Consider the following 22457-nt stretch of genomic DNA (forward strand, 5'->3'; position numbering starts at 1 on the left):
GCCCGGCCCTCAGAATGGCGCGAGACCGCGACGCGTGAGTATGGCGCACATGACGCGCACGGCAAGCCGGGCTTTCCCGCGCGGCGCGCGGACGGCATAAGGCGTGGCTTGTGCACCGCAACGAGCCGGACCTGTCAAAGATGAGACCTGATGCCTTCCGCCTGACGCGCGAGACCTACCCGGTCTCGGTCATCGTGCCTTCGCGCTTTCGCGATCTCGACACGCTGGGCCATCTTAACAATGTGGCGCTGGGATCGTTCTATGAAGAGGGCCGCGCCCAGCTCAACCGTGCGGCTTTCCCCCAGGAAATGCGCCATGAGAGCGGGCTGCGCATGCTGATCGCCGACGTGCACATCGCGTATCTGGCCGAGGCGCATTACCCCGGCGATATCGAGGTGGCAGCCGGGGTGGGCCATATCGGCCGGTCAAGCTACACCATTGCGCTGGCCCTGTTCCAGAACGGGGCCTGCGTGGGCACGTGTGAAACCGTGCTGGTGGTCACCGATGACAATGGCGCGGTGGAGATCCCGCCCGCCCAGCGCGCGGCGCTGGAGGGGCTGAGACTCAAAGGCAGCTGAGGGCGGACACCGCCGTCAAATTTCGCCTTGCACCCACTCGACCAGCTTGCTTTTGGGCAGGGCACCGACCTTGGTGGCGGCGATCTCGCCGTTCTTGAACAGGATCATGGTGGGGATGCCGCGCACGCCATACTTGCTGGGTGCCATCGGATTTTCGTCGATATTGACCTTGGCCACGGTCAGCTTGCCGGCCATGTCGTTGGAAATATCTTCCAGTGCCGGGGCGATTTGGCGGCAGGGCCCGCACCATTCGGCCCAGAAATCCACCAGCACCGGGCCGTCAGCCTTGAGCACGTCGGCATCAAAGGAATCGTCGGTCACCGTCTTGGTCGCCATCGAAATCGCTCCTTGTCATATCCGGGGCCGGTCCGGGGTCGGGCGGCCCTTTGAGTGGTCCGCATCTAGGAAGGCGCGGGCTTCGGGTCAAGCGCGCCGGGCTTTGCCGATCCGCGCCAGCGTGTCGTCCAGAAGCGTCTCAGGCAGCTCCATCAGGCGCGGACCATCGGTCCAGAGCAGGGCGCAACGCACTGGCCTGCCGGCATGCAGGCCCTGCAGGAGTGCGCGGTACGCCGCCATCTGGGCCAGATAGGTGAGCGGCACATCCGCCACGTCGTGCGGCGGCGGGCGGTTGGTCTTGTAGTCCACGATCAGGATTGCGTGACCGGTCACCACCAGCCGGTCGATCTGGCCGTTGATCACCACATCCTCCGGCAGTCCCGGCGCCCGGCCGGACACCGACACTTCGGCGCGCGAGCCCGGGCCAAACAGCGGCGCAAACGCCGGATCGTCGAGCACCTTGAAGGTTTCCGCCGCGATCTCCGTGCGCTGCGCGTCGGTGAGGTCGGCCTGCGCGGCCAGATAGCGGGCGGCGGAGGCGGCGCGGCGCTCGCGCGGCAGATCGGGCAGGGTCTGCAACAGCTTGTGGATCAGCGCCCCGCGCCGGAAGCGCGCCTCGCCACCCTCGGCCAGCGGGGATAGCGACACCGGCGCAAACCCGCCCGCCTCGTCTTCCAGCAGGCGTGAAGGTGCCGCGGCGCGCGGTGCCGCCGGCTCCGCGGGGACAGGCGCGCGCGCCCAGGCGGGCAGGGCCTCGTGCGCGGCGGCCTCTTGCGCCTTGCCCAGCTGCTGCGGATCGGGTCCCAGGCGCAGGCCGGGCTCGGACAGCCAGCCATGGCGGTCGGCCATCGCATTGACCGGCGTCCTGAAAGGCCGCCAGTCCGGCCCTCTCCAGGTCCGCGCGCACCGGTCATACCAGCTGCCGGCGCTGACATCGCCGGTGCCGTGGCCATGGCGGTGCCCGCACACGACCAGCCGGTCGCGCGCCCGCGTCAGGGCGACGTAAAGCAGCCGGATATACTCGCCGTCCTGATCCAGCTCGGCGCGTTCCTTCATCGACGCCACCAGACGGGGCGGCACAGAGGAATCCGGCGCCCAGATCAACCCGGCGTCCGGGTGAGCATAGAGCCCGCCGGACTTGTTCTTCGGCATCTGGGTGGTGTCGGGCAGGAAGACGATGGGCGCTTCCAGACCCTTGGCGCCGTGTACGGTCATGACCCGCACCTCGCCGCGCCCGGCCTCCATCTCGCGCTTGATCTGGCCATCGTCCGCCGCCAGTGCCGTGATGAAGCGCGCCAGCGACGGCGCGCCCTCGCGCTCATGGGCCAAAGCCCGGCTCAGAAATTCCTCCACCGGATCGCGCGCCTCCTCGCCCAGCCGGGCATAGAGGCGCGACAGGCGGCTCTCGCCGGTTGCCGACGCGCCGGTCAGGAAGCCGGCAAACAAGGCGTAGGGCGCGTCGGTCTCGACCCGTCCGCGGACGGCGTCCAGCGCCATGCGGGCCTCGGCAAAGCGCGGATCATCGCTATGGCGCAGCTTGTCCCACAACCGCCGTCCGGGCCGCTGGCTGAGATCGAACAGGGCGTCGTCATCAATGGGTGGCAGCGGGCTGGAGACCGGATGGAAGACCGGGCTTTTGAGCACTTCGGCCAGCGCCAGATCGTCTTCGGGCAACAGGGCGAACCGGCCCAGCGACAGCAAATCCTCCACCACGAGCTGGTCCGGCAGGGTCATGCGGTCAGCGCCGGCCACCGGCACGCCATTGAGCTTCAGCCTGCGGATGATCTCCTCGAACAGACCGCCGCTGCGCCGGCGCACCAGAACCAGGATGTCGCCCGCGCGGGCAGGGCGCAGGTGCCAGGGTTTGCCTTCCTCCCACACGCCATCGCCGCGGGCGATAATGGCAGCGATTTCGTCCGCCACCGCCTGGGCCAGCTGGTTGCGCTCGGAGCGCTCCTCGCGCGCATCCACCGGCTCGATCTCCAGCGTGTCGGCTTCCAGACCTTCGGGGCGCGGAATGGCGGGCCAGATCTCGACGCAGCCGGGCATGCCCTGACGCGCCGCGCGGTGGGGCGGATAGCGATGGAAGGGCAGAGGGTCGCGGGGCGTTTCGGTCTCGGGATCCGACATCAGGAATTTGCGTTCCAGCACCGCCCCTGCGTCATCCGGCTCCGCCGCCTCCAGCGCGGCCTTCTCGGCCATGAAGGCGTCATCCACCGCCCGCAGGATTTCCGGCGCGGAGCGGAAAGACGCATCCAGCGCCGGGCTGGCGAAAGCGAGGCCTGCGCCCCGGGTTTCGGCTTCAAGCCTTGCGCGCTGGGCCAGGAACTGGCGCGGATCAGCCTTCTGGAAGGAGTAGATGGATTGTTTCTCGTCGCCCACGCAGAACACGGTGCGCAGCGGGCCGTCGGCGCGGGCGCCGGACCCGGAGAAAAATTCCTCCGTCAGCGCATTGATGACAGCCCACTGGTCGGGCGCGGTGTCCTGGGCCTCGTCGACCAGCACATGATCCAGCCCCTCATCGAGCTTGTAGAGCACCCAGGCGCTCAGCTCCGCATCGGTCAGGAGCGCGCGGGCGCGCACCACCAGATCGGCGAAATCGACCCGGCGCAGGCGTTTGAGGCGCGCCTCATAGGCCTCGATGGCCGCAAAACCGATCTTCAGCGCGGCGCGCGTGGCGGCGTTGGCGCGCGCTGCGGCGATGGCGGGCAGCACCTCGTCCATGATGCGGTGCATTTCATTGCCGTCATCGCCATAGAGCGTGGCCAGGATGCGGTAACGCTCGCCCAGCGCCTTGCCGTAGAAGCTGCCGGGTTTCTTGAACGTGCCGCTTTTGGTCAGCACGAAGTCGAGATAGTCCGAGATCGCGTCTTCGCCCGACACCGTGGCGGATTCCAGCACGCCGGCGAGCGCTGCGGCGCTCTTGTTTTCAGTCTTCGAGGTCCCGGCCTGGAACGCGGACAGCGCTGCTTCCAGATCATCGACGGGCGTGTCGTCCCAGGCCTCTTCCAGCGCGGAGGCTTCGTGCGCATCCGGCGCGACTTTCAGCGCTGCGCTCGCCCGGTTCATCAGCGCGTCCAGCGAACCGGCCGCGTCCAGACAGGCGCGCAGCTCATGCCGGCGGGCCAGCGCAAAGGCGGCGATATCGCCCGGCGCATCGGCTCCGGCGTCCAGCGCCTGGGCAATGGCGTGTGCCAGCGCGCCGTCGGGCGCGTGCGCCGCTTCACCCCAGACCGCTTGCAGCGCCTCGTCGGTGATGACGCCCTTCACCGCATCGTCCTGAACCTCAAAGCCCGGCGGCAGGCCGGCCTCCAGCGGGAAGCGCCGCAAGAGGCTTTCGCAGAACGCATGCAGGGTCTGGATTTTCAGACCGCCCGGCGTCTCCAGCGCGCGGGCGAACAGCTGACGCGCGGCGGCCAGATCATGGGCCGCCTCCTCTCCGCCCGACAGCGCGGCCATGTCGGCACGCAATTGCGCATCCGGCATGACCGACCAGTCGCCCAGCTTGCGGAACAGGCGCGTCTGCATCTCGCCCGCGGCGGCCTTGGTGAAGGTCACACACAGTATGCGTTCGGGCGCGGCGCCGCCCAGCAGCAGGCGCGCCACCCGGTCTACCAGGACGCGCGTCTTGCCCGATCCGGCATTGGCCTCCACGAACACGCTGCGCGCCGGATCGGCGGCGTCGCGCTGGGCCTGGCTGGCCGCGTCGACGACAATCGGATCAAAGCCCGGCGATGTCACATCTGTGCTCATGATCCGCCCCCCTCGCCGCCTTCGCCGGGCGCACTCGCCCATTCCTTGCGGCGGGCCAGATGATCATAGGCGCCGTAGGTATTGACCCATTTGCGCCGCGGCTGGCTGGGATAGCCGGTCTCGGGATCGTCAAACCGCGTGATCCAGTCGATCAGATCCTCGCGCGCATCGCGCATCAGGTCGGACGCTTCATCCGTGCCCGGATATTCAACGATGGAGGCCTCGTCGCCAGCCACCTTGCCGCCCCCGGCTTTCAGATAGATCAGATCGCCCGGCTCATGACGCGGGCAGTCTTCAAATCCGCCCTGTGCGGCAATGAGGGCGGTGAGCGCCAGCTGGGGCGCGAAGAAGGCTTTGGCCTCTTTGGCGCTCGGGGCCGAGCCGGTCTTGTAATCGATAATGTCCAGCGCCCCGTCCGGGCGCAGATCAATCCGGTCGGCGCGGGCCGTCAGGGTAAAGGGCCCGCCCGGGGCGTCATTCAGGGTCAGCGCGCCGCGCCACTCCAGAATCTCGGGCAGGAAGCCGGCCCGGCGCCGCTCACCCTCCCAGTCCATCATGAAATAGGCCGCCCGCTCAAACCGCGCCAGCTCCAGCCCCAGCATGGCCTCGGGCATGCCCGCTTGCAGCAGCGCCTCGCGCCCCGCCGCCATCAGCCGGTCCCAGGCGTCGCGCGGCAGATCATCCGCGCGCCCCAGGCTTTTGACCCAGACCTCGAAAGCGGTGTGATAGGCATTGCCCCGCTCGGCCGGGCCGGGCGCCTGGTCGGGCGCGTCCAGTTCTTTCAGCCCCAGAACATACTGGGCGTAGATCGCATACGGATCGCGCACCCAGGTGGAGATCGCCGTGACCGGCAGCGTGCGCGGGCGCACCGCAACCGGCGGGCGCGGCTCTGGCGGATTGACGCCGGTGCGCGTGCCCGGCTCATCCAGCTGGCGCGCCAGCGCCAGAAAATCCGTTGCCGGGGCCAGCGCCGCCTCCGCCGCCCCGCCCAGCGCGCCGCGCGCCAGGGTCTGCAGCCGCCACAGCCAGCGCGAGGCCACGGTGGGCGCGCCATCCACGCGGGTGGAGCGGGTCAGGATCACCTCGGGCAGGCAGGCGAGCTGGGCGAAATCATGGGCGGCCAGGCCAAACCGCTGTTCAGGCGCGGCGAGGCCGGCGCGGGCGCGCATGCCCAGGCTCATGAACGGATCGGCCTTGGCCGGTGCCGGCCAGACGCCTTCATTGAGGCCCGCCAGGATCACCCGGTCGGCACTGATCAGGCGCGCTTCCAGCGGACCCAGCACCTGCAGGCGCGGATGCCCGCCGGCACGCTGGCGCACCATGCGGCTGCGCGCCGCCTCCAGCAGGGCGCCGGCAAAATCATGCAGGCTCAGCGCGGTCAGCGCCTCGGCCTCATGCAGGAAGGCGCGCACCAGCCCTGCTGCCGCCTCGCCCGCATCCCCGGCCCACAGCCGGTCCGCGCCCGCACGCGTCTCATCCGCCGCCAGCGCCTCGCCCGCTTCGGCAAGCGCTCTGGCCCAGTCTGCACACGGATGATCGCCTGTCAGCCTGGCCAGCGGCGCCATGGCCGTCATCGTCCGGTCGATCAGCGCCAGCCAGCGTTCCCGCTGCGGCTCGACCGGTTCAGGCAGGCGTGCGGTCTCGACTGCGTGGCGCAGGGCCGCCCAGTCATGGCCGGGCCGGCGTCCGCGCAGGGTCCAGCGCTCCAGCGCCATCAGGTCCAGCGACAGCTGGGCGCGCGCCTCGCCCAGGGCGAACAGGGGTGAGGCGGACAGGGCGATGAAGCCCAGCGCCGATCCCGGATCGCGCGCGGCTTCCAGAATGCGCATCAAAAACGCACCCGGCGGCGTGTCGGACAGGGGCGCGCCGGCCGAATCGTCCAGCGTCACGCCAAAGCGCTCCATCTCCACGATGACCCGGCGCGCCAGCCCCCTGTCCGGCGTTACCAGCACGGCCCGCCGACCGGGCGTTTCCAGTGTTTCGCGCATGGCCAGCGCAATGGCGCGTGCTTCCTCGGCGGGGGCGGGGGCCTCGATGAGGCTGAGGCCGTCCAGCGCCTGGACAAAGGCCTGGCCGCCGCGCCCGGCTTCGATGGCGCGCACCTGATTGAGCCAGTCGCCGGTCGCGCGTGCAGGGCGCAGCGCCTCGGCGATCACCCGCGCCCGCGCTGCCTGCCGCACGCCGGGCTCGGCACCGGGCCAGACGGGTATGGCGCGATGATCGAGCTCCAGACGGGCCAGCAGCGCCTTCATGGCGCGCTGGGGATGGGTGTCGTCCACCTCGTCCCACGCCGCGCCGTCCATGGCTGTGTCCAGGCCCGGCAGCACGACGCAGCCCTGATCGAGCTGCGCCACCACGGCCAGCAATTCCGCCGCCGCCGGGATGGAGCCGGTGGAGCCTGCCGCGATGACCGGCCCGGGCGGCGGCGTCTCGCGCCAGCGTGCGGCCAGCGCGCTCAGAAGGCGCGAACGCCGTTCGGCCGGGTCCACAAGGCCCAGCTCGGCGAGGCGCGCAGGCCAGGCCTCCAGAATGATGTCGAGGAACAGCGCCGCTTCCTGCCGGTGGGCGGGCAGGGCGGCGCGGATATCGCCGTCCAGCGCGGACAGATCGCGCACGCCGGCCGTGGCCAGATCATCCACCAGCCGGGCCAGATCACCAGCCAGCGCCAGCGCGCCGCCTGCGCTCATGGATCGGCCGGCCGCCGCTTCGCGCTGCAGGACCAGGCGGGCGAGCTCGAACTGGCGCCGGGCCGGAGAGACTGCGTCGGGCGCAGCCTGCGCCAGCTCACCGGGTTCGAACGGGGGGTCATCGGCGTCCACATCGCCGATGGGGCGGATCATGGGCAGCAGCGCCGCGCCGGGTCCGCCGTCCAGGCCGGCAAAGGCCTCCGCCAAAGCCCGGCCTGCCCGCCGCGTGGGGGCCAGCACGGTCACCCCCGCCAGTGCGCCGGGATCGGGAAAGGCGCGGGTCAGACCCCGCGCCAGCACGCTCAGGAAGGGCGCGCCTGCGGGCAGGGTGAAGACACGCGGCGCAGGGCCGGAAAACAGATCGGTGGCGCTCATAAACCCGAGCGTAGCCGATTCTCCGCCGCGTCACGCGCATGGGGATCGCCCACATGCATCCAGAACGCGTCCATGACGCAGCCGAACACGCGGCCTTTGGCCAGCGCCTCATCCCACAGCCGGTTGGTGGAGAAAGGCTCGATCGCCCGGCCCGCCAGTATGGCCGGGTTCATCACCTGCACCCCGGCATAGGCGAAGGGGGCAGCGGGCCGCTCGCCGCGCCGGGTCAGGCGGCTGTCCGCCCCGATGAAAAAATCACCCGGCCCGTCAAAGCCCAGCGTGTGGTCGAGCCGCGCCAGCATCAGCAGGAAATCCATCCGGTCCGGGTCGAAGGCGGTGGCGAGGCGCGACAGCTCCGCCTGCGCCCCGTCCACCCACAGCGCATCGATATTGGCGGTGAAGATGGGGCCGCGACCCAGCAGCGGCGCGGCCCTGGCCAGCCCGCCGCCGGTTTCCAGCAGCTGGCTGCGCTCGTCAGAAATCAGGATTTCCGGCCGCGTCCGGCCTGACAGATGCGCCTCCAGCGCGTCGGCGAAGTGATGGACATTGACCACCGCCCGCATCACGCCGGCCGCTGCCAGCTTGTCCAGCGTCCAGTCGATCAGCGCCTTGCCGTCCACCGCCACCAGCGCCTTGCAGCGGTCATCGGTCAGCGGACGCATGCGCGAGCCGACGCCCGCCGCCATGACCATGGCGGTGGTGATCGTCACGTGTCCGCCTCCGCATAGACGCCGGGCGCGGCGTCGCGCACCAGAGCGCGCACGTCAGCCAGGGCGGGATGGGCGATGTCGCGCACGAAATGGCGTGCCACGCGGGGCAGAAGGTCGAGATAGCGCGCCTTGCCGTCGCGCTTGGCCAGGCGCACGAATATGCCGAGAATCTTGGCATTGCGCTGGGCGGCGAGCACGGCGGCGGCGGCGTCAAACGCCGCGCGGTCGGCCAGACCGGCGGCGGCGAAGAAGCGGTCGGTGAGCGGGCGGGCCAGCTCCGGCTTCACGTCGCGGCGGGCGTCTTCGATCAGCGAGATCAGATCATAGGCGGGATGGCCGAACAGGGCGTCCTGAAAATCCAGAAGCCCCACCTGCGCCTCGCCGGAGCGTTCGGGCAACCAGATCAGATTCTCCGCGTGGAAATCGCGCAGCACCAGTCCCGGCGCGTGGGCGTCCAGAACACCGAAGGCGCGCCGCCAGGCGCTGGCCCAGTCATCGCGCAAGGCGGGCTCGAAATCGCCGCCCCGGAAGGGCGCATACCAGTCGAGCATCAGCTCGGTCTCGGCCAGCAGGGCTTCGGCGTCATAGTCCTGGATGCGCCAGCTGCGCCCGAAGGCTCCGGGCTCGGCCTCGAGGGTGCAGCGGTACAGCGCGGCCAGCGTGTCGACCGCCGCCGCATACAGCCGCCCCTCATGGGCGCGCTGCGGGATCAGGCGGGCATACAGATCATCGCCCAGATCCTCGATCAGCAGATAGCCTGCCTCGGGGTCGGCGGCATAGATGCGCGGGGCGGAGAAGCCGCGCGCCGTCAGCGCCCCGGCGATGGCGGCAAAGGCGGCCGTGTTGTTGCCCGCCAGCCGGGCGCGGGCGTTATAGCCCAGCGCCCTGCGGGCCTGCGGATCGGCGTCCGGCGGGCAGGCGGGGGCTTCGGCGGCGCCGGGGGCGTCCATCAGCACAGCGGTGCGGTCACCCTCGCTCAGGCGCACATAGGCGCGGGTGGAGGCGTCGCCGGGAAACGGCGTTTCGCGGGCGTGCGCCCAGCCGGCGCCGCGGATCAGTGCAGCCCGGCGCTGCGCGCGGTCAGATGAGGCGGTCAAGGCGCGTCTCCCAGCTGCCATGGGCGGCAAGGCGCACATCTCGCCCGCCATCATGTGTCTCTTCAAGGCGTATCTCCAGCCGGTCGGCCGGGCGCCAGCCGCCCAGCCGGTCGGGCCATTCGATCAGCGCCGCGCCGTGATCGAGCGCCTCGTCCAGACCCAGCTCGTCGAGCTCGCCCAGGTCCTGAAGCCGGTAGAGATCCGCATGCAGCAGGCCGAACCCGGCCTGCGTCTCATAGCTCTGCACCAGCGTGTAGGTGGGGCTCGGCGCATCGGTCTCGCCGGTCAGCGCGGCGATGATGGCGCGCGCCAGCGTGGTCTTGCCCGCCCCCAGATCGCCCTCCAGCAGCACGCCATCGCCGGTCTGCAGGCCGTCAGCGATGCGCGCGCCCAGGCGGGCGGCATCGGCGAGGCTGGCAAGATGGAGGCGGTGTTCACGCATGACGGCGCTGATAGCCCGGCGCGCGGCGTGCGGGCAAGGCGCAGCGGCCGGGCCGGGCGTGAGCCACCGGCTTGACTTCGCGGCTCCCGCGCGGCGTCCTGCGGCCCTCATGACGGCAGAACAGGCGGCGCGGGCGTGATAGCGGGAACCGTGATCATCGGGGCGGGGCAGGCCGGCCTGTCGGCGGCCGAGGCGCTGCGCAAGCGCGGCTATGAGGGCCCGGTCACGCTGATCGGCGATGAATTGGCCCCGCCCTACCAGCGCCCGCCTCTGTCCAAGGGCTATCTGTCGGGCGAGCTGCCCGCGCAGCGGCTCTGGCTGAAGCCGGAGGCCTATTTCGATGCGGCCGGCATCCATCTGCGCACCGGCGTGCCGGTCACGCGGATCGACCGGGGCGGCAAATGCGTCATCACCGGCGAAGGCGAGGCCATCGCATACGACCACCTCATTCTCGCCACCGGCGGCGCAGCCCGGCGTCTGGCCCTGCCCGGGGCGGAGCTGCCCGGCGTGCAGGTGCTGCGCAGCCTGGCCCAGGCCGATGCCCTGTCAGACGCCATGACGGACGCCCGGCGTCTGGCGATCATCGGGGCGGGCTATATCGGGCTGGAAGTGGCGGCCAGCGCGCGCAAGCGCGGGCTGGAGGTCAGCGTGCTGGAAGCGGCCGACCGGCCCATGGCGCGCACGGCGAGCCCGCTCTTGGGCGGCTGGTTCGGCGCGCTGCATCGCGGCTATGGCGTTGATCTTCAGGTCAGCACGGGCGTGGCGGCCATCACCGGCGCGGCGCACGCCGACGGCGTGCGTCTGGCCGATGGCGAGCGCATCGAGGCCGATCTGGTGCTGATCGCCGCCGGGCTGGTCCCGGGCACGGCGCTGGCTGAACAGGCCGGGCTCGCCTGCGCCGACGGCATTCTGGTGGACAAGCATGCCCGCACCAGCGACCGCGATATCTTTGCCATCGGGGATGTGGCGCGCTTTGAGTCCGGCCTCTATGGCCGCTCGATCCGGCTGGAATCGGTCCAGAACGCCATCGAACAGGGCCGCGCCGCAGCGGCGGCGATCTGCGGCGCGCCGGTCAATTATGATCCCGTGCCCTGGTTCTGGTCGGACCAGTACGCCATCAAGCTGCAGATCGCCGGGCTCATTGACGGTGCGGACCAGATGGTGCGCCGGGGCGATCCTGAAGAGGGGGCGTTCGCCCTGTTTCACCTGAAGGATGGCGTGCTGATCGCCTGCGAGGCGGTCAATGCCGCGCCGGAATTCATGGCCGCCCAGCGCCTGATCGCCGCGCGCGTCCGGCCCGATCCGGACGCACTGCGGGACGTGACAGTGGCGATGCGCGCCTTCCTGTCCTAAATAGCGCCCGGCAAACACTGACGGCCAAGCATGGGACCCGAATTCTTCATGGCGAAAATCACCTATATCGAGCATTCCGGCGCAGAGCATGTGGTGGATGTGGAGACCGGCCTGACCGTGATGGAAGGCGCGATCCGCAACCTGGTGCCGGGCATTGACGCCGATTGCGGCGGCGCGTGCGCCTGCGCGACGTGTCACGTTTATGTCGACCCGGCCTGGATGCCGCTCACCGGTCAGCGCGAGTCCATGGAAGAGTCCATGCTCGATTTTGCGGGCGATGTGCGGGACAATTCGCGTCTTTCGTGCCAGATTAAGGTGCACGATGCGCTCGACGGCCTGATCGTGCGCATGCCTGAGCAGCAGGGCTGAGGCTCTATCGTTTGCGAGTCCGCGGGGGGCGGGCGCAGGCGGCGGTCCACAGCGCTGCGCCCGGGCGCCAGCGAGGGGACGCACACGATGGCAGGGACAGGACGGGCAGGGACAGGACGGGCAGGAACAGGATGTGTGTCCGGCGCCGGGGCCGTCATGGCCGCCCTGGTGCTGGCCGGCTGTTCGGAGGGTGCCGCGCCGCGCACCGTGACCGTGGGTGACGAGAGCTACCCGGTCCATCACCTGGTCAGCCTGACCGATCCCTGGACGGACCTGTACATCGCGCCGGACCAGAACGTGTTCATCGAGTTCGGCCGCGCCGAGCCGGTGATCACCTGCGAGGCGGAAGGCTATCATTGTCAGGAATGGCCCTTTGTCTTCGCCTTCCCGCTGCGCGGCGGCGCGCCGGAGGCGGGCTGGAGCGCGGGCGGGTATGAGTTCCGCATCGTCGAGCAGGTGGAGCGGCGCTTCTGCGGGCGCGCGCGCGAGGCCTATCTCATCGAGGGCGCCAACCCCGCCGGCTGGGCGACGCGGGTCTGGTACCACCCCGATTTCGGCGTCTACGCGGTGATGAGCGGCCAGTCCGAAGACGGCGAACTGGTCACGGTGGAGCGCGCCTACACCACGTGCGACCGGGGGCTATACGCGCGTCAGGGCGGCGCGCTGGGCGGGCTGGGGGACACCTGGCCGTTCTAGCTCATCGCGTCTGAAATCGCGGCCAAACCTGATCCAGGTTAGCTCGACGCTCGTGCGAGCGGCTATCGTCACATTGCCGGGGAAACAGAGCGAACGCCAGACAAGCGGGGCGCCCATGAACCGGAATACCGACCTTGCCAGACCGCTGCCCTTTTCCCGGCTCTTTTACCTTGTCGGCTTCATCGTGCTCGCCCGGGTCGTTCTGGGCTTTCTCGGGCTGCACTGAGCCCGGGGGCCGGCGCACCCCACCGATCATGAATCCCCTCTGAACCAAACGGTCCGCCCGCGTCCCGAGGGACGGGGCGTGCCCAAGTGAGCTCCGGCACAATCCGGAGCCATCGCCCCCTGTCTGGAGAGACACACATGAATGCCATGCAACCGTCGAACAAAGCCTCCGGAGATCACGACGATCTCAAGGCGCAGATTGAATCCCTGCGCAACGATCTGAGCGAGCTGGCCGCGACCGTCACCGACGACGTATCCGACAGCATCGAGGACGCCGGCCGCAAGATCAGCAAGTCCGGCAAGAACGCCACGAAACGGGCGACCAAGGCGGTACGCAACAATCCCCTGGCGGCTGTGGGTGTCGCAGCAGGCTTTGGCCTGATTGTTGGCCTGCTCCTGCACAAGGGCTGATCAGCCATGATGCTGCCGCTTCTCGCGCCGCTGCGCGACCTGATCGCCGGTCATGCCGGCAAGGCTGCGGAACAGGCCGCTGCCACCACGGTCACGGTGCTGCTCGGCGTGGTGGCGGCGTCGTTCCTGACGGCGGCGGGCGTTGTGTGGCTCGCCGCTGTCATCGGCTTCCCGCTGGCCGCTTTGGCCTTTGCAGCCCTGTTCGCGGCAGCGGCGCTGGCCGTGCATCTCTATGCCCGCCGTCAGGCCCGGCGCCGCGCCGCCCAGATTGCGGCGGCGGAGAGCCGGGCCGTTGCGGACGCGGCCATGGCCAGTGCTGCGGTCAGGCTCGTGGTACCGCTTCTGTCTCTGGCTGGCGGCATTGCGGCGCTGGTGATGGCGCGCCGGTCGTGACCGCTTTGCCGGCGTGGCGAGACCAGGTTGCGCCGCGCAAGGCCGCGCGGGAACGAAAAACCGCTGATGCACGTTAGCGTCATACCGGCACCCGCCGGTGATGCTGCCAGCCGTTCACGCCGGGCCCGGTACAGATCCCTGGCCGCGCAGGCGCTGACGCTCAGAACAAGGAGACCGATCATGGGTGACGACCGCACCAAAGGAACTGCCAAGCAGGCCAAGGGCAATGTCAAGGAAGCCGCCGGCAAGGTCACCGGCGACAAGAAGCTGGAGTTTGAAGGCAAGGCCGACAAGGCCGCCGGCACGGTCCAGAAGAATGTCGGTAAGGCCAAGGACGCGGCCCGCAAGGACTAGCGCTTGACGCCCGCCGCCCGGACGGGGCGCGGCCTGACCGACCGCCGCAAGGCGGGCGTCAGGCGCGCTCCGTTCCCCGTCTAAGCACATGAAAATTTTTAATAAAGGACAGCCTCATGCTTGGAACCATTCTGATTATCATCCTGATCCTCGCCCTGATCGGCTCGCTGCCGCGCTGGGGCCACAGCCGGTCCTGGGGCTATGCGCCCAGCGGCGGGGTCGGGGTCATTCTCGTCATCCTGATCATCCTGGTTCTCTTGGGCTATTTGTGACGCCCTGATCGGCCGGCGCACCCCGGGGCGCACGGACAGGCCGCACGCCCCGGGGGCCGGCGGACCGCGCCCTCAGGGGTGCCGCACCGAATTGCCGCCGTCCAGAATGCTGTTGATCAGCGCGGCGACCGCGGCATGAAGCGCGTCCTTGTCGCCCGCAGGGGCCTCTTCATGGGCGGACGCCGCATCCTTGAGAATGCCGAGGATCTCGGCCTCGGGCAGGATGTTTCGATCGTTCAATGCCAGCAGCAGCGATTCGCAGATCGCCAGTGCGGCTGTGCCGGGGACATCTTGAGGTGCGCTCATATCGCTTCGCTTTCAAACAGGGACAAAAGGCCCCGCAACGGGTGGCTGGAAACTCCCCCGACCATAGGCGCAAACTGATATGCTTGGCTTATACAGAGCAGCTTTGAGCCTTGTTTTCCCGGCTACCTGCATCGGCTGGCAAAGGCTGCCCGATCCAAGCGGAAAGGCATGCCGTTGATTCAAATCAGCCCGCTGACACGAAAGCTGTCAGCTTTCGTCGCCTTGTCCCAGACCGATCTGTCGACGCTGGAGCGCTTTGACCGGCGCCGCCGGACGTTTCTCAGCGGCCACCAGATGGTTCATGAGGGCCAGGTCAAAGCCTCGGCCTTCATTCTGTCGGATGGCTGGGCTTGCTCTTACAAAATCCTGCCCGATGGCGAGCGCCAGATTGTGGACTTCCAGATCCCGGGCGATTTTCTCGGCCTGCGCAGTATCCTGTTTCGTACCTCCGATCACACCATTGAGGCCGTCACCCGGATCGAGGCATCCGAAGTGCTCGCGTCCGACATTTTCGATGCCTTCAACCATGCGCCGCGTCTGGCCGCGGCCGTGCTCTGGGCCGCCTCGCGCGACGAAGCGATGGTGGTGGAGCATCTGGTCAATCTGGGCCGGCGTTCGGCCGACATGCGCATGGCGCACTTCCTTCTGGAGCTCGCTTCGCGCCTCCATCTGGTGGGCGTGGGCGACCGGACCGGCTTTGTCTGCCCGCTGACGCAATATCATCTGGCCGATGCGCTGGGTCTGACCGCGGTCCACGTCAACCGAGTCCTGCGCCAGCTGCGCGAGCAGGGTCTGGCCACATTTCAGAAAGGGCAGGTCACCTTCCACGACTTCAACGCCCTGGTGGCGCTGGCGGGTTTTGACACCGGCTATCTCGACCAGGACGGGCCGCTTCTGCGCTGACGCGTCAATCGGCGCGCCAGGCGAGCTTTTTCAGCTGCCGGTCAAACACTGCCAGCACCGCCTCCAGCTCATGGCCGCGTTTCAGTATCGCCCCGCCCCCGCCCATGACCTTCCAGGCCCCCTGACGGCGCGCATCACCGGGCGTCTTGACGATGCGGTAAAGCGGAAAATCGGCCGCGTGGCGGAACACCGAAAACTCGGCGCGGTCTTTCAGCCCGTCTATGGCGTAATCGCGCCATTCCCCGCCCGCGACCATCATTCCGTAGAGCCAGAGAATGCGGTCGAGCTCGGCGCGCTCGAACATGATCCGGTCGTCGCGCGGAGCGGGCGGGGTGTGTGGCGTCATCAGACCATCCATTGCGACATCACAACAAGCTTACAGAGATTTCATACTGCGCCGCAATCCGGCCATGTTTTGGTCCTTGCGCAGCCCTACGGCGCACCCACCTTCCGTCTTGCCGGTCAGTGCGGTCAAGACCGCCGGGTCTGGATTCACAGCCCCCCCAGCCCCCCGGATCCGGAGGGTTCGCACTGGCCGGTGCTTCACCTCCTGTTATGGCATGCGTGCCAGCATGACGCCTCACCCGGTCCAATGGCGCCGGAGCGGTGGCGTATGGCTGCGCCATGCGATATCGCTGGTGCGCCGCGTATTTCAGCAAAGCGTGCGGACGCCCGATGATCCTCGCCGACTCCCTGGTCAAAACCTTTGCCGGCAAAGCGGCAGTTGACCATGTCAGCTTCGAGGTGCGTCAAGGCGAGGTGCTGGGCTTTCTCGGCCCCAATGGCGCGGGCAAATCCACCACCATGCGCATGATTGCCGGCTGTCTGGAGCCCGATGGCGGGCGGGCGCTGGTGGGCGGTTTCGACAGCGCCATGCAGCGCCGTCAGGCCCAGACCCGGCTCGGTTATCTGCCCGAGGGGGCTCCGGCCTACCCGGCCATGACGGCCCGCAGTTTTGTCCGCTTCTGTCTGAGGGCGCGCGGGTTCTCCGGAGCGGATCTGGACGCGGCGTGCGAGCGCGCGCTCGACCGCGCCAATCTGGGCGAAGCCGCCGACAAGGCCATCGGGACGCTGTCCAAGGGCTATAGGCGCCGCGCGGCCCTGGCTGCCGCCATCGCCCATGACCCGCCTGTGCTGATCCTCGACGAGCCCACGGACGGGCTTGATCCCAATCAGAAAGACGGTGTGCGCGCGCTGATCACCGCCATGGCGCCGGACAAGGCCATCATCATCTCCACCCATCTGCTGGACGAGGTGGAGGCGATCTGCACGCGCGCCATCATCATCGCCGGCGGGCGCATTCTTGCCGACGGCACCCCGGCGGCCCTCGCCGCGCAAAGCCCCGGCGGGGACATTCGCTCGGCCTTCCGCGACCTCACCGCCATGAGCGGCGAGGTGATGTCCAGCCGGCCCCGCAGGCGCGCACCATGACCGGCCTCAATGCCATCTACCGCCGCGAGCTGGCGGCCTATTTCCAGACGCCTCTGGCCTGGGTCTTCCTGACCGTGTTCGCCATCGCCGCGCCCAGCCTGACCTGGCAGACCGGACGCCTGTTCGAGACCGGACGCGCCGATCTGTCGCCGCTGTTCGATTACCTGCCCTGGCTCTTGCTGGTGCTGATGCCGGCGCTGGCCATGCGCGCCTGGGCGGAGGAGCGCGACCGCGGCACGCTGGAGACCCTGCTGGCGAGCCCCATCGCCCTGTGGGAGGTGGCGGCGGGCAAGTTCCTGGCCGCCTGGACCGTGGCGGGCCTGGCCCTGGCCCTGACCTTCCCGCTCTGGATCGCCATCAACTGGCTGGGCTCGCCCGACAACGCCGCCACCGCCACAGCCTATTTCGGCGCGCTTTTGCTGGCGGGCGGCTATCTCGCCATCGGCCAGGCGCTGTCGGCCACCACCACCAATCAGGTGATCGCGTTTGTGCTGGGTGCGGCGGCGTGCCTCCTGATCACGCTGGCCGGCCTGCCGCTGGTGCTTGATGCGATGTCGGCCTGGCTGCCGGGCGCGGCGGCCGAGGCGCTGGCCGAGCTGTCGGCCCTGTCGCGCTTTGAATCCCTGCGCCGCGGCGTCATCAGCCTGCCCGACATCGCCTATTTCCTCAGCCTGATCGCGCTGGGCCTGGCCTGCGCCATGACCCTGATCGACGCGCGCCGCGGGGGCGGACGATGAGGGCGGGCCGGTTCATCGCGGTGATGATCGCCAGCCTGGTCCTGGGCTTTGCCGGGCTCAACCTGTTCCTGCGCGCCACGCTGGAAGGCGTGCGCCTCGACCTCACCGAAAGCCAGCTCTACCGCCTGTCGCCGGGTGCGCTGGCGATGATCGGCCGCCTCGACGAGCCGGTGAGCCTGACCTTCTATTATTCGCGCGCCGAGGCAGCGCACTACCCGGCCGTGSGCGCCTATGGCGCGCGGGTCCGCGAGCTGCTGCGCACGCTGGCCGCCCGCTCGGGCGGACGCCTGATCCTGCAGGAGATCGACCCCGCACCCTTCTCGGCGGCGGAGGATGCGGCCATCGCGGCGGGCCTGTCGCCCCTGCCCACCGATGATGGCGGCCAGATTTTCTTCGGCCTCACCGCGCGCAATGCCATTGATGAGGCCCGGCGCATTGCCTTCTTTGATCCGCGTGACGAGGCGCGGCTGGAGTACGAGATCGTGCGCGCCATCACCGAGCTGGAGCGCGCGCGCACGCCGGTCATCGCCATCGCCACCTCCCTGCCGCTGGCCCCGGCACGGGGCGGGACGGCGTCCAATCCGGTTTTCACGGATCTGGCCGAAACCTATGAGCTCATCTGGCTGGACGAGGATTTCGACGCCATTCCGGCTGAGACCGATGCGCTCTTCCTGATCCATCCCGAGCCTTTGAGCGATGCCCAGACCTATCTGGTGGACCAGTTCGTGCTGTCGCGCGGCCGGGTGCTGGCGGCGGTGGATCCGCTGTCCCACTACGCGCTGAAGCCCGGTCCGGACGGGCTGCCGCCGCTGCGTGCCCGGCGCGAGTCTGATCTGGGCGGGCTGTTGTCCCACTGGGGCGTGCTCTACGACGTCAACACCGTGGCCATGGATGCCGAGGCCGGCCTGCCGGTGCAGATCCAGGAGGCCGGACGCACGCGCATGCGCGCCTATCCGCTCTGGTTCTCGGTCCCGCCTGCGGGTCTGGATCGCGACCTGCCGGCTGTCGCCGCGCTGTCGCGGGGGATCAATCTGGGCTCGCCCGGCGCGCTGTCGCCCCTGCCGGGCCTTGAAAGCCGTTTCTCGGCGCTGATCCGCACCGGGCCTGACGCGGCCCGGCTGGACGTGGACCGTGCCGCCGCCTCGCCCTCGCCCGAAGACCTGATGCGCGATTACGAGACCGCTGCCGACGCGCCGCTGGTGCTCGGCGCGCGTGTGTCAGGCCGCTTCGCCAGCGCCTTCCCCGATGGCCCGCCGGCAGGCGAGGGCGTGTTCGCGCCCGGCGATCATCTCGACCGCTCGGCCGTGGACGCCGAAATTGTCATCCTGGCAGACTCAGACCTGTTCGATCCGGCCTTTTTCCGGCGCAATGACCCGGTCCAGGGCCAGCAAGTGGTCGCCGACAATCTGGCGCTCGTGCTCAATCTCACCGACTGGCTGGCGGGCGATCCGGCGCTGGTGGGCTTGCGCGCACGGGCCAGCTCGGCCCGGCCCATGGTGCGCGTTGACCGTCTGCGCAGCGAGGCGGAAGCGCGCTATCTGACCCTGGAAGACCAGTTGCAGGTGAGCCTTCAGGATGCCGAGGCGCGCCTGGCCGAGCTCAGCCGCACAGGCCGCGCCTCGGCGCTGGGCGGCGCGGAGACCGCCGGGACGGTGGAGGCCGACGCCCTGCGCGCCACCATCGCCGACGCCCGGACCCGCCTGCGCGGGATCGAGCGCGGCTTCCGGGTGGAGATCGACGCCCTGGAGCGCGCCCTGATGATCTGGACCCTGTGGGTTCCCGCCGGTGGCGTGATCCTCGCCGGGGCCGGGTTCGGCCTCTACCGGCGCTGGAGGCGGCCATGACGCAAGCCCTCTCCGGAACGCCGGAACCCGGCATGCCAGCGCCCGGGACGCCGCGCCTGACCGCGCCCGCCCGGCGCCGCCGGCGTCAGGCCCTGACGGCGGCGCTGACCGCCGCCGCCCTCGTGCTGCTGGCTGCGCTGGCCCTGTGGCGTGAAGCCGCCACCGGCGCGCCGCCCGGCGTGTCGGGACCGGTGGCACCGGGCTGGGCGGCTGAAGCGCCGCGCGCCGACCGGATCGAGATCCTGAGCGCAGATGACCAGTTCGTCCTGCAGCGCACGGCGGAGGGCTGGACCATGCCCTCGCGCGGCGGATACGCCGTACGGCCCGAGCGCATCGCCGAGCTGGACGAGGCGCTGCGCGGTTTGACCTTCTCGCGCGCCCTGACCCGCGACCCGGACCGGTTCGCCCGGCTCGGCGTGGATGACCCGGCCGATGGCGGGGCGGGGGTGCGCCTGACCGTGCTCGACGCCAATGACCGGGTGCTGGTCTCGCTCATCGCCGGCGCCAGCCGGGGCGAGAGCGGCCAGTATGTGCGCCCTGACGGGTCGCAACGCGCCTTCGCCGCCGATGGCGCGCTGCCTGAACTGGCCGATCCGGGACGCTGGCTCGGCCTCGATTTCTGGGATCTTGATCCGGGCAATGTGGCGCGCGCCGACATCCGTCCGGCCCGGGGTCCGGTCTACGCGCTCGCCCGCGAAGCGCCCACCGATCGTCACCATGCCCTGACCGCGCCGCCCGGCTGGCGCCTGATCACAGCCGGAGCGGCCAATGGTGTGGCGGCGGCCGGTGCCCGGCTGCGCTTCCGCGATGTGCGCCCGGATCAGAGCCTGACCGGTGCCTTCACTGCGCGCCACTCCGGCGTCAGCTTTGACGGCCTTGCCTGGCGCTTCGATTTCCTGGCCGAAGGCGAGGAACGCTGGGCCCGCATCGAGGTGCGCGCCCTGGCGCCCGAGGCCGAGGCGCGGGCCGCGGCGCTGAACGAGCGCACAAGAGGCTGGGCGTTTCTGGTCAGTGCCGATGCGTATGAGCGCCTGACACGGCCGCTCGCCGATCTGGCCGAGCCGTCGGCTGATTGAACGGGGCGTGTCAGCTTGGGCCTGCCGGTGGATGAGCGCGATGACGCCAGGCGCGCCGGGTTGAACCCCCAAACACCCGCTGAGAACCCGTCGAGCCCGGTTTTGAACGCGTCGCGCCAGGGTGATGACCCCCACTATCCCGCGCCGCCGTGACATCTGTCCCGTGCGCTATCCCCGCTTTTCCGGCGCAATCAGCGGAGCGTTAACGCTCTCATGGCATATCGGAACGATGAACTCTGGCTCCGATCCCATGCCTGACGCGAACAGCGTTCTGGACGCCCTGGGCGAACTGGTGGTGGTGCGCGGTGCTGACGGGCGGGTGGTCCGGGTCAATGCGGCGTTTCTGGCCGCCTTTGGCGGGCGGGCTGAAGACTGGGCCGGACGCTGGTTTGCCGTCGCGCCGGGGCTGGGCGAGCCTGGCCAGGCTCGCCGCTTTGACGCCGCGATGCAGACCCGCGCCGGTTCCCGCTTCATCGAATGGTCGGAAACCCCATTGGCCGGGGGCGGCGCTGTGGCGCTGGGGCGCGATGTCACAGCCGAGCGCCAGGCCCGTGCGGCGGCCAGCGAGGCGGCGAAGGGCAAGACGGTGTTTTTTGCCTCGGTGACCCACGAACTGCGCACCCCTCTGGCCGGCGCGCTGGGCGCCGCGGACCTGTTGCGCGAGACCCGGCTGAAGCCCGACCAGCACGCCTATCTGGATGTGATCCGCGCCAGCACCGAGCATGCGCTCAAGCTGATCGACGACATTCTCGACCTGTCGCGCCTTGAGGCCGGCCAGCTTGAGCTGCGGCCCGAGCCGGTGGATTTGCGCGCGCTGGTGGAAGATGCCTGCGAGCTTCTGGCCCTGCGGGCCGCCGAGAAGGGCCTGACGCTGGATCATGTCATCCATCCACAAGTGCCCGAACGCCTCAGCGCCGACCCGGCGCGCGTGCGCCAGATCCTGTTCAATCTGGCCGGCAATGCCGTGAAATTCACCACCTCGGGCGGCATTCTGGTGGAGGCCGATTATGTCGACGGTGCGGTGCGCCTGAGCGTACGCGACACCGGCCCGGGCATCAGCGAGGCCGATCAGGCGCGCTTGTTCGAACAGTTCGAACGCGGCGCCCAGGAGGGCTCGGGCGCGCCCGGCGCCGGCCTGGGCCTGGCCATGGTCCGCCGGCTGGTTCAGGCCGCCGGCGGTGATGTCGGTGTCGAATCGCGCCCCGGCGAAGGCCCTGCCTTCTGGTGCGCCTGGCCGTGCGAGCCTCTGGAGCCTGCGCCCGCAGCGCGGCCCTTGCGCGGGCGCACGGTTCTGATTGCGGTACCATCACGGCTGCAGCGTGAGGCGCTGGGGGCTCAGGCCACCGCGCTGGGTGCCAAAGTGGTCTGCGCCGGTGAGCCGCGCGAGGCGATGCGGCTGGCGGCGCGCCTGCGCGAGAACCTCACCGTCATTCTGAGTGAACGCTGGGCGGTGGAAGCCCGCGCCGTGAAGGCCGCAGCGCCGCGCGCGCGCCTGATGGCACTGGCGCGTCCCCAGACCAAGGATTTGTTCGCGGCTGCGGCGCGTCCTGCCGGCTTTGACGGCTGGCTGGTGGCCCCGGTGCGTTTGTCGTCCCTGGCGGCTTTTGCCGCCGGCCATGATGCGCCCGATGATGCGCCCGGGCGGCGTGAGCCTGCGCCGGCACCGGCCCCCGCCGTGGCCTCTGCCCGCCGCGCGGGCCAGCCGCTCAAGGGCCTTTCGGTCATCCTGGCTGAAGACGATCCGGTCAATGCCCTGATTGCGCGCACAGTTCTGGGCCGGCTGGGCGCGGACGTGCTGCACGTCACCGACGGCCAGTCAGCGGTGGATGCGGCCGCCACAGGCACCCACGATGCCGTATTGCTGGATTTGCGCATGCCGGTCATGGACGGGCTGACGGCCGCGCGCGCCATCCGCGCCCTCACCGGGGCCGGAGCCGGTTCGCCACTGATTGCGCTGACCGCCAACGCCACTGAAGCCGACCGGCTGGCGTGCCTGGCGGCCGGTATGGACGCGTTTCTGGCCAAGCCGCTCAATGCCGATATGCTGGCGGACACGTTGACCAGCTTGTGCGCGCCGCAAAACCGCGCAAGGCTCGCCTGATATCGCCA

At 69.7% G+C, this 22457-nt stretch carries 22 protein-coding genes; 14 read left to right on the forward strand and 8 right to left on the reverse strand.

The window, feature by feature from the left end; genetic code table 11:
* Positions 1-140 precede the first annotated feature (140 nt).
* Positions 141-578, forward strand: a complete 438-nt coding sequence (locus L2D00_12385; protein WBQ12636.1) for an acyl-CoA thioesterase — start codon at positions 141-143, stop codon at positions 576-578.
* A gap of 15 nt (positions 579-593) precedes the next feature.
* Here L2D00_12385 and trxA read toward each other — a convergent pair whose 3' ends face one another.
* The 6 genes from trxA to tsaE all read right to left on the reverse strand — a co-directional run bounded on the left by trxA (position 594) and on the right by tsaE (position 9978).
* Positions 594-914, reverse strand: coding sequence for a thioredoxin TrxA (gene trxA, locus L2D00_12390; GenBank protein ID WBQ12637.1), 321 nt, complete (start codon positions 912-914; stop codon positions 594-596).
* Between the two features lie 87 nt (positions 915-1001).
* Positions 1002-4667, reverse strand: a complete 3666-nt coding sequence (gene addA, locus L2D00_12395; protein WBQ12638.1) for a double-strand break repair helicase AddA — start codon at positions 4665-4667, stop codon at positions 1002-1004.
* Positions 4664-7729, reverse strand: coding sequence for a double-strand break repair protein AddB (gene addB / locus L2D00_12400; GenBank protein ID WBQ12639.1), 3066 nt, complete (start codon positions 7727-7729; stop codon positions 4664-4666). The genes addA and addB overlap by 4 nt, the downstream gene beginning before the upstream one ends.
* A complete protein-coding gene (locus tag L2D00_12405; GenBank protein ID WBQ12640.1) occupies positions 7726-8439 on the reverse strand; it encodes a nucleotidyltransferase family protein in 714 nt (237 codons plus the stop codon). The genes addB and L2D00_12405 overlap by 4 nt, the downstream gene beginning before the upstream one ends.
* Positions 8436-9536, reverse strand: a complete 1101-nt coding sequence (locus L2D00_12410) for a phosphotransferase (GenBank protein ID WBQ12641.1) — start codon at positions 9534-9536, stop codon at positions 8436-8438. Before L2D00_12410 ends, L2D00_12405 begins: the two co-directional genes overlap by 4 nt.
* Entirely contained in the window at positions 9520-9978 is a 459-nt protein-coding gene (tsaE, locus tag L2D00_12415) for a tRNA (adenosine(37)-N6)-threonylcarbamoyltransferase complex ATPase subunit type 1 TsaE (GenBank protein ID WBQ12642.1), read from the reverse strand. Before tsaE ends, L2D00_12410 begins: the two co-directional genes overlap by 17 nt.
* Before the next feature lie 135 nt (positions 9979-10113).
* On the opposite strand from tsaE, the gene L2D00_12420 reads away from it, so the two are divergent.
* The 7 genes from L2D00_12420 (at position 10114) to L2D00_12450 (ending at position 14051) form a co-directional block, all read left to right on the forward strand.
* Positions 10114-11331, forward strand: coding sequence for an FAD-dependent oxidoreductase (locus L2D00_12420; GenBank protein WBQ12643.1), 1218 nt, complete (start codon positions 10114-10116; stop codon positions 11329-11331).
* A gap of 48 nt (positions 11332-11379) precedes the next feature.
* The gene (locus tag L2D00_12425; GenBank protein WBQ14513.1) at positions 11380-11700 is read left to right on the forward strand and encodes a 2Fe-2S iron-sulfur cluster-binding protein; all 321 of its coding nucleotides are present in this window, start codon (positions 11380-11382) and stop codon (positions 11698-11700) included.
* Positions 11701-11835: 135 nt separating this feature from the next.
* Positions 11836-12396, forward strand: a complete 561-nt coding sequence (locus L2D00_12430) for a hypothetical protein (protein ID WBQ12644.1) — start codon at positions 11836-11838, stop codon at positions 12394-12396.
* Between the two features lie 363 nt (positions 12397-12759).
* Positions 12760-13032 (forward strand): hypothetical protein, encoded by a 273-nt coding sequence (locus tag L2D00_12435; protein WBQ12645.1) that lies wholly within the window; start codon positions 12760-12762, stop codon positions 13030-13032.
* Positions 13033-13038: 6 nt separating this feature from the next.
* Complete coding sequence (locus L2D00_12440) at positions 13039-13425, forward strand: hypothetical protein (protein ID WBQ12646.1); 387 nt, start codon at positions 13039-13041, stop codon at positions 13423-13425.
* 180 nt (positions 13426-13605) lie between these two features.
* Positions 13606-13779, forward strand: coding sequence for a CsbD family protein (locus tag L2D00_12445; protein WBQ12647.1), 174 nt, complete (start codon positions 13606-13608; stop codon positions 13777-13779).
* Between the two features lie 116 nt (positions 13780-13895).
* Entirely contained in the window at positions 13896-14051 is a 156-nt protein-coding gene (locus L2D00_12450; protein WBQ12648.1) for a DUF3309 domain-containing protein, read from the forward strand.
* A gap of 72 nt (positions 14052-14123) precedes the next feature.
* On the opposite strand, the gene L2D00_12455 is transcribed toward L2D00_12450, so the two are convergent.
* Positions 14124-14357 (reverse strand): hypothetical protein, encoded by a 234-nt coding sequence (locus tag L2D00_12455; GenBank protein ID WBQ12649.1) that lies wholly within the window; start codon positions 14355-14357, stop codon positions 14124-14126.
* Between the two features lie 168 nt (positions 14358-14525).
* Between L2D00_12455 and L2D00_12460 the strand changes: the two genes are divergently transcribed.
* The gene (locus L2D00_12460; protein ID WBQ12650.1) at positions 14526-15260 is read left to right on the forward strand and encodes a Crp/Fnr family transcriptional regulator; all 735 of its coding nucleotides are present in this window, start codon (positions 14526-14528) and stop codon (positions 15258-15260) included.
* A 4-nt stretch (positions 15261-15264) separates the two neighbouring features.
* On the opposite strand, the gene L2D00_12465 is transcribed toward L2D00_12460, so the two are convergent.
* Positions 15265-15606 carry a DUF2794 domain-containing protein gene (locus tag L2D00_12465; GenBank protein WBQ12651.1) on the reverse strand — a complete coding sequence of 114 codons (342 nt, stop codon included), beginning with the start codon at positions 15604-15606 and terminating at the stop codon, positions 15265-15267.
* 329 nt (positions 15607-15935) lie between these two features.
* Between L2D00_12465 and L2D00_12470 the strand changes: the two genes are divergently transcribed.
* From L2D00_12470 to L2D00_12490, 5 genes are all read left to right on the forward strand, one after another.
* Positions 15936-16691 (forward strand): ABC transporter ATP-binding protein, encoded by a 756-nt coding sequence (locus L2D00_12470; GenBank protein WBQ12652.1) that lies wholly within the window; start codon positions 15936-15938, stop codon positions 16689-16691.
* Entirely contained in the window at positions 16688-17428 is a 741-nt protein-coding gene (locus L2D00_12475) for an ABC transporter permease (GenBank protein ID WBQ12653.1), read from the forward strand. Before L2D00_12470 ends, L2D00_12475 begins: the two co-directional genes overlap by 4 nt.
* Positions 17425-19272, forward strand: a complete 1848-nt coding sequence (locus L2D00_12480) for a Gldg family protein (protein ID WBQ12654.1) — start codon at positions 17425-17427, stop codon at positions 19270-19272. Before L2D00_12475 ends, L2D00_12480 begins: the two co-directional genes overlap by 4 nt.
* The gene (locus tag L2D00_12485) at positions 19269-20348 is read left to right on the forward strand and encodes a DUF4340 domain-containing protein (GenBank protein ID WBQ12655.1); all 1080 of its coding nucleotides are present in this window, start codon (positions 19269-19271) and stop codon (positions 20346-20348) included. The genes L2D00_12480 and L2D00_12485 overlap by 4 nt, the downstream gene beginning before the upstream one ends.
* Before the next feature lie 250 nt (positions 20349-20598).
* On the forward strand, positions 20599-22449 hold the full coding sequence (locus tag L2D00_12490) for an ATP-binding protein (GenBank protein ID WBQ12656.1): 1851 nt from the start codon (positions 20599-20601) through the stop codon (positions 22447-22449).
* The last annotated feature ends 8 nt before the right edge of the window (positions 22450-22457 follow it).

It is taken from the genome of Hyphomonadaceae bacterium BL14, from assembly GCA_027627705.1.
Lineage (GTDB): Bacteria > Pseudomonadota > Alphaproteobacteria > Caulobacterales > Maricaulaceae > Oceanicaulis.

Coding starts and splice junctions, on each gene's coding strand:
- L2D00_12385 (WBQ12636.1), top strand. CDS start 141: ATGAGACCTGATGCCTTCCGCCTGACGCGCGAGACCTACCCGGTCTCG.
- trxA (WBQ12637.1), bottom strand. CDS start 914: ATGGCGACCAAGACGGTGACCGACGATTCCTTTGATGCCGACGTGCTC.
- addA (WBQ12638.1), bottom strand. CDS start 4,667: ATGAGCACAGATGTGACATCGCCGGGCTTTGATCCGATTGTCGTCGAC.
- addB (WBQ12639.1), bottom strand. CDS start 7,729: ATGAGCGCCACCGATCTGTTTTCCGGCCCTGCGCCGCGTGTCTTCACC.
- tsaE (WBQ12642.1), bottom strand. CDS start 9,978: ATGCGTGAACACCGCCTCCATCTTGCCAGCCTCGCCGATGCCGCCCGC.
- L2D00_12425 (WBQ14513.1), top strand. CDS start 11,380: ATGGCGAAAATCACCTATATCGAGCATTCCGGCGCAGAGCATGTGGTG.
- L2D00_12435 (WBQ12645.1), top strand. CDS start 12,760: ATGAATGCCATGCAACCGTCGAACAAAGCCTCCGGAGATCACGACGAT.
- L2D00_12440 (WBQ12646.1), top strand. CDS start 13,039: ATGATGCTGCCGCTTCTCGCGCCGCTGCGCGACCTGATCGCCGGTCAT.
- L2D00_12445 (WBQ12647.1), top strand. CDS start 13,606: ATGGGTGACGACCGCACCAAAGGAACTGCCAAGCAGGCCAAGGGCAAT.
- L2D00_12450 (WBQ12648.1), top strand. CDS start 13,896: ATGCTTGGAACCATTCTGATTATCATCCTGATCCTCGCCCTGATCGGC.
- L2D00_12455 (WBQ12649.1), bottom strand. CDS start 14,357: ATGAGCGCACCTCAAGATGTCCCCGGCACAGCCGCACTGGCGATCTGC.
- L2D00_12460 (WBQ12650.1), top strand. CDS start 14,526: ATGCCGTTGATTCAAATCAGCCCGCTGACACGAAAGCTGTCAGCTTTC.
- L2D00_12465 (WBQ12651.1), bottom strand. CDS start 15,606: ATGACGCCACACACCCCGCCCGCTCCGCGCGACGACCGGATCATGTTC.
- L2D00_12470 (WBQ12652.1), top strand. CDS start 15,936: ATGATCCTCGCCGACTCCCTGGTCAAAACCTTTGCCGGCAAAGCGGCA.
- L2D00_12475 (WBQ12653.1), top strand. CDS start 16,688: ATGACCGGCCTCAATGCCATCTACCGCCGCGAGCTGGCGGCCTATTTC.
- L2D00_12485 (WBQ12655.1), top strand. CDS start 19,269: ATGACGCAAGCCCTCTCCGGAACGCCGGAACCCGGCATGCCAGCGCCC.
- L2D00_12490 (WBQ12656.1), top strand. CDS start 20,599: ATGCCTGACGCGAACAGCGTTCTGGACGCCCTGGGCGAACTGGTGGTG.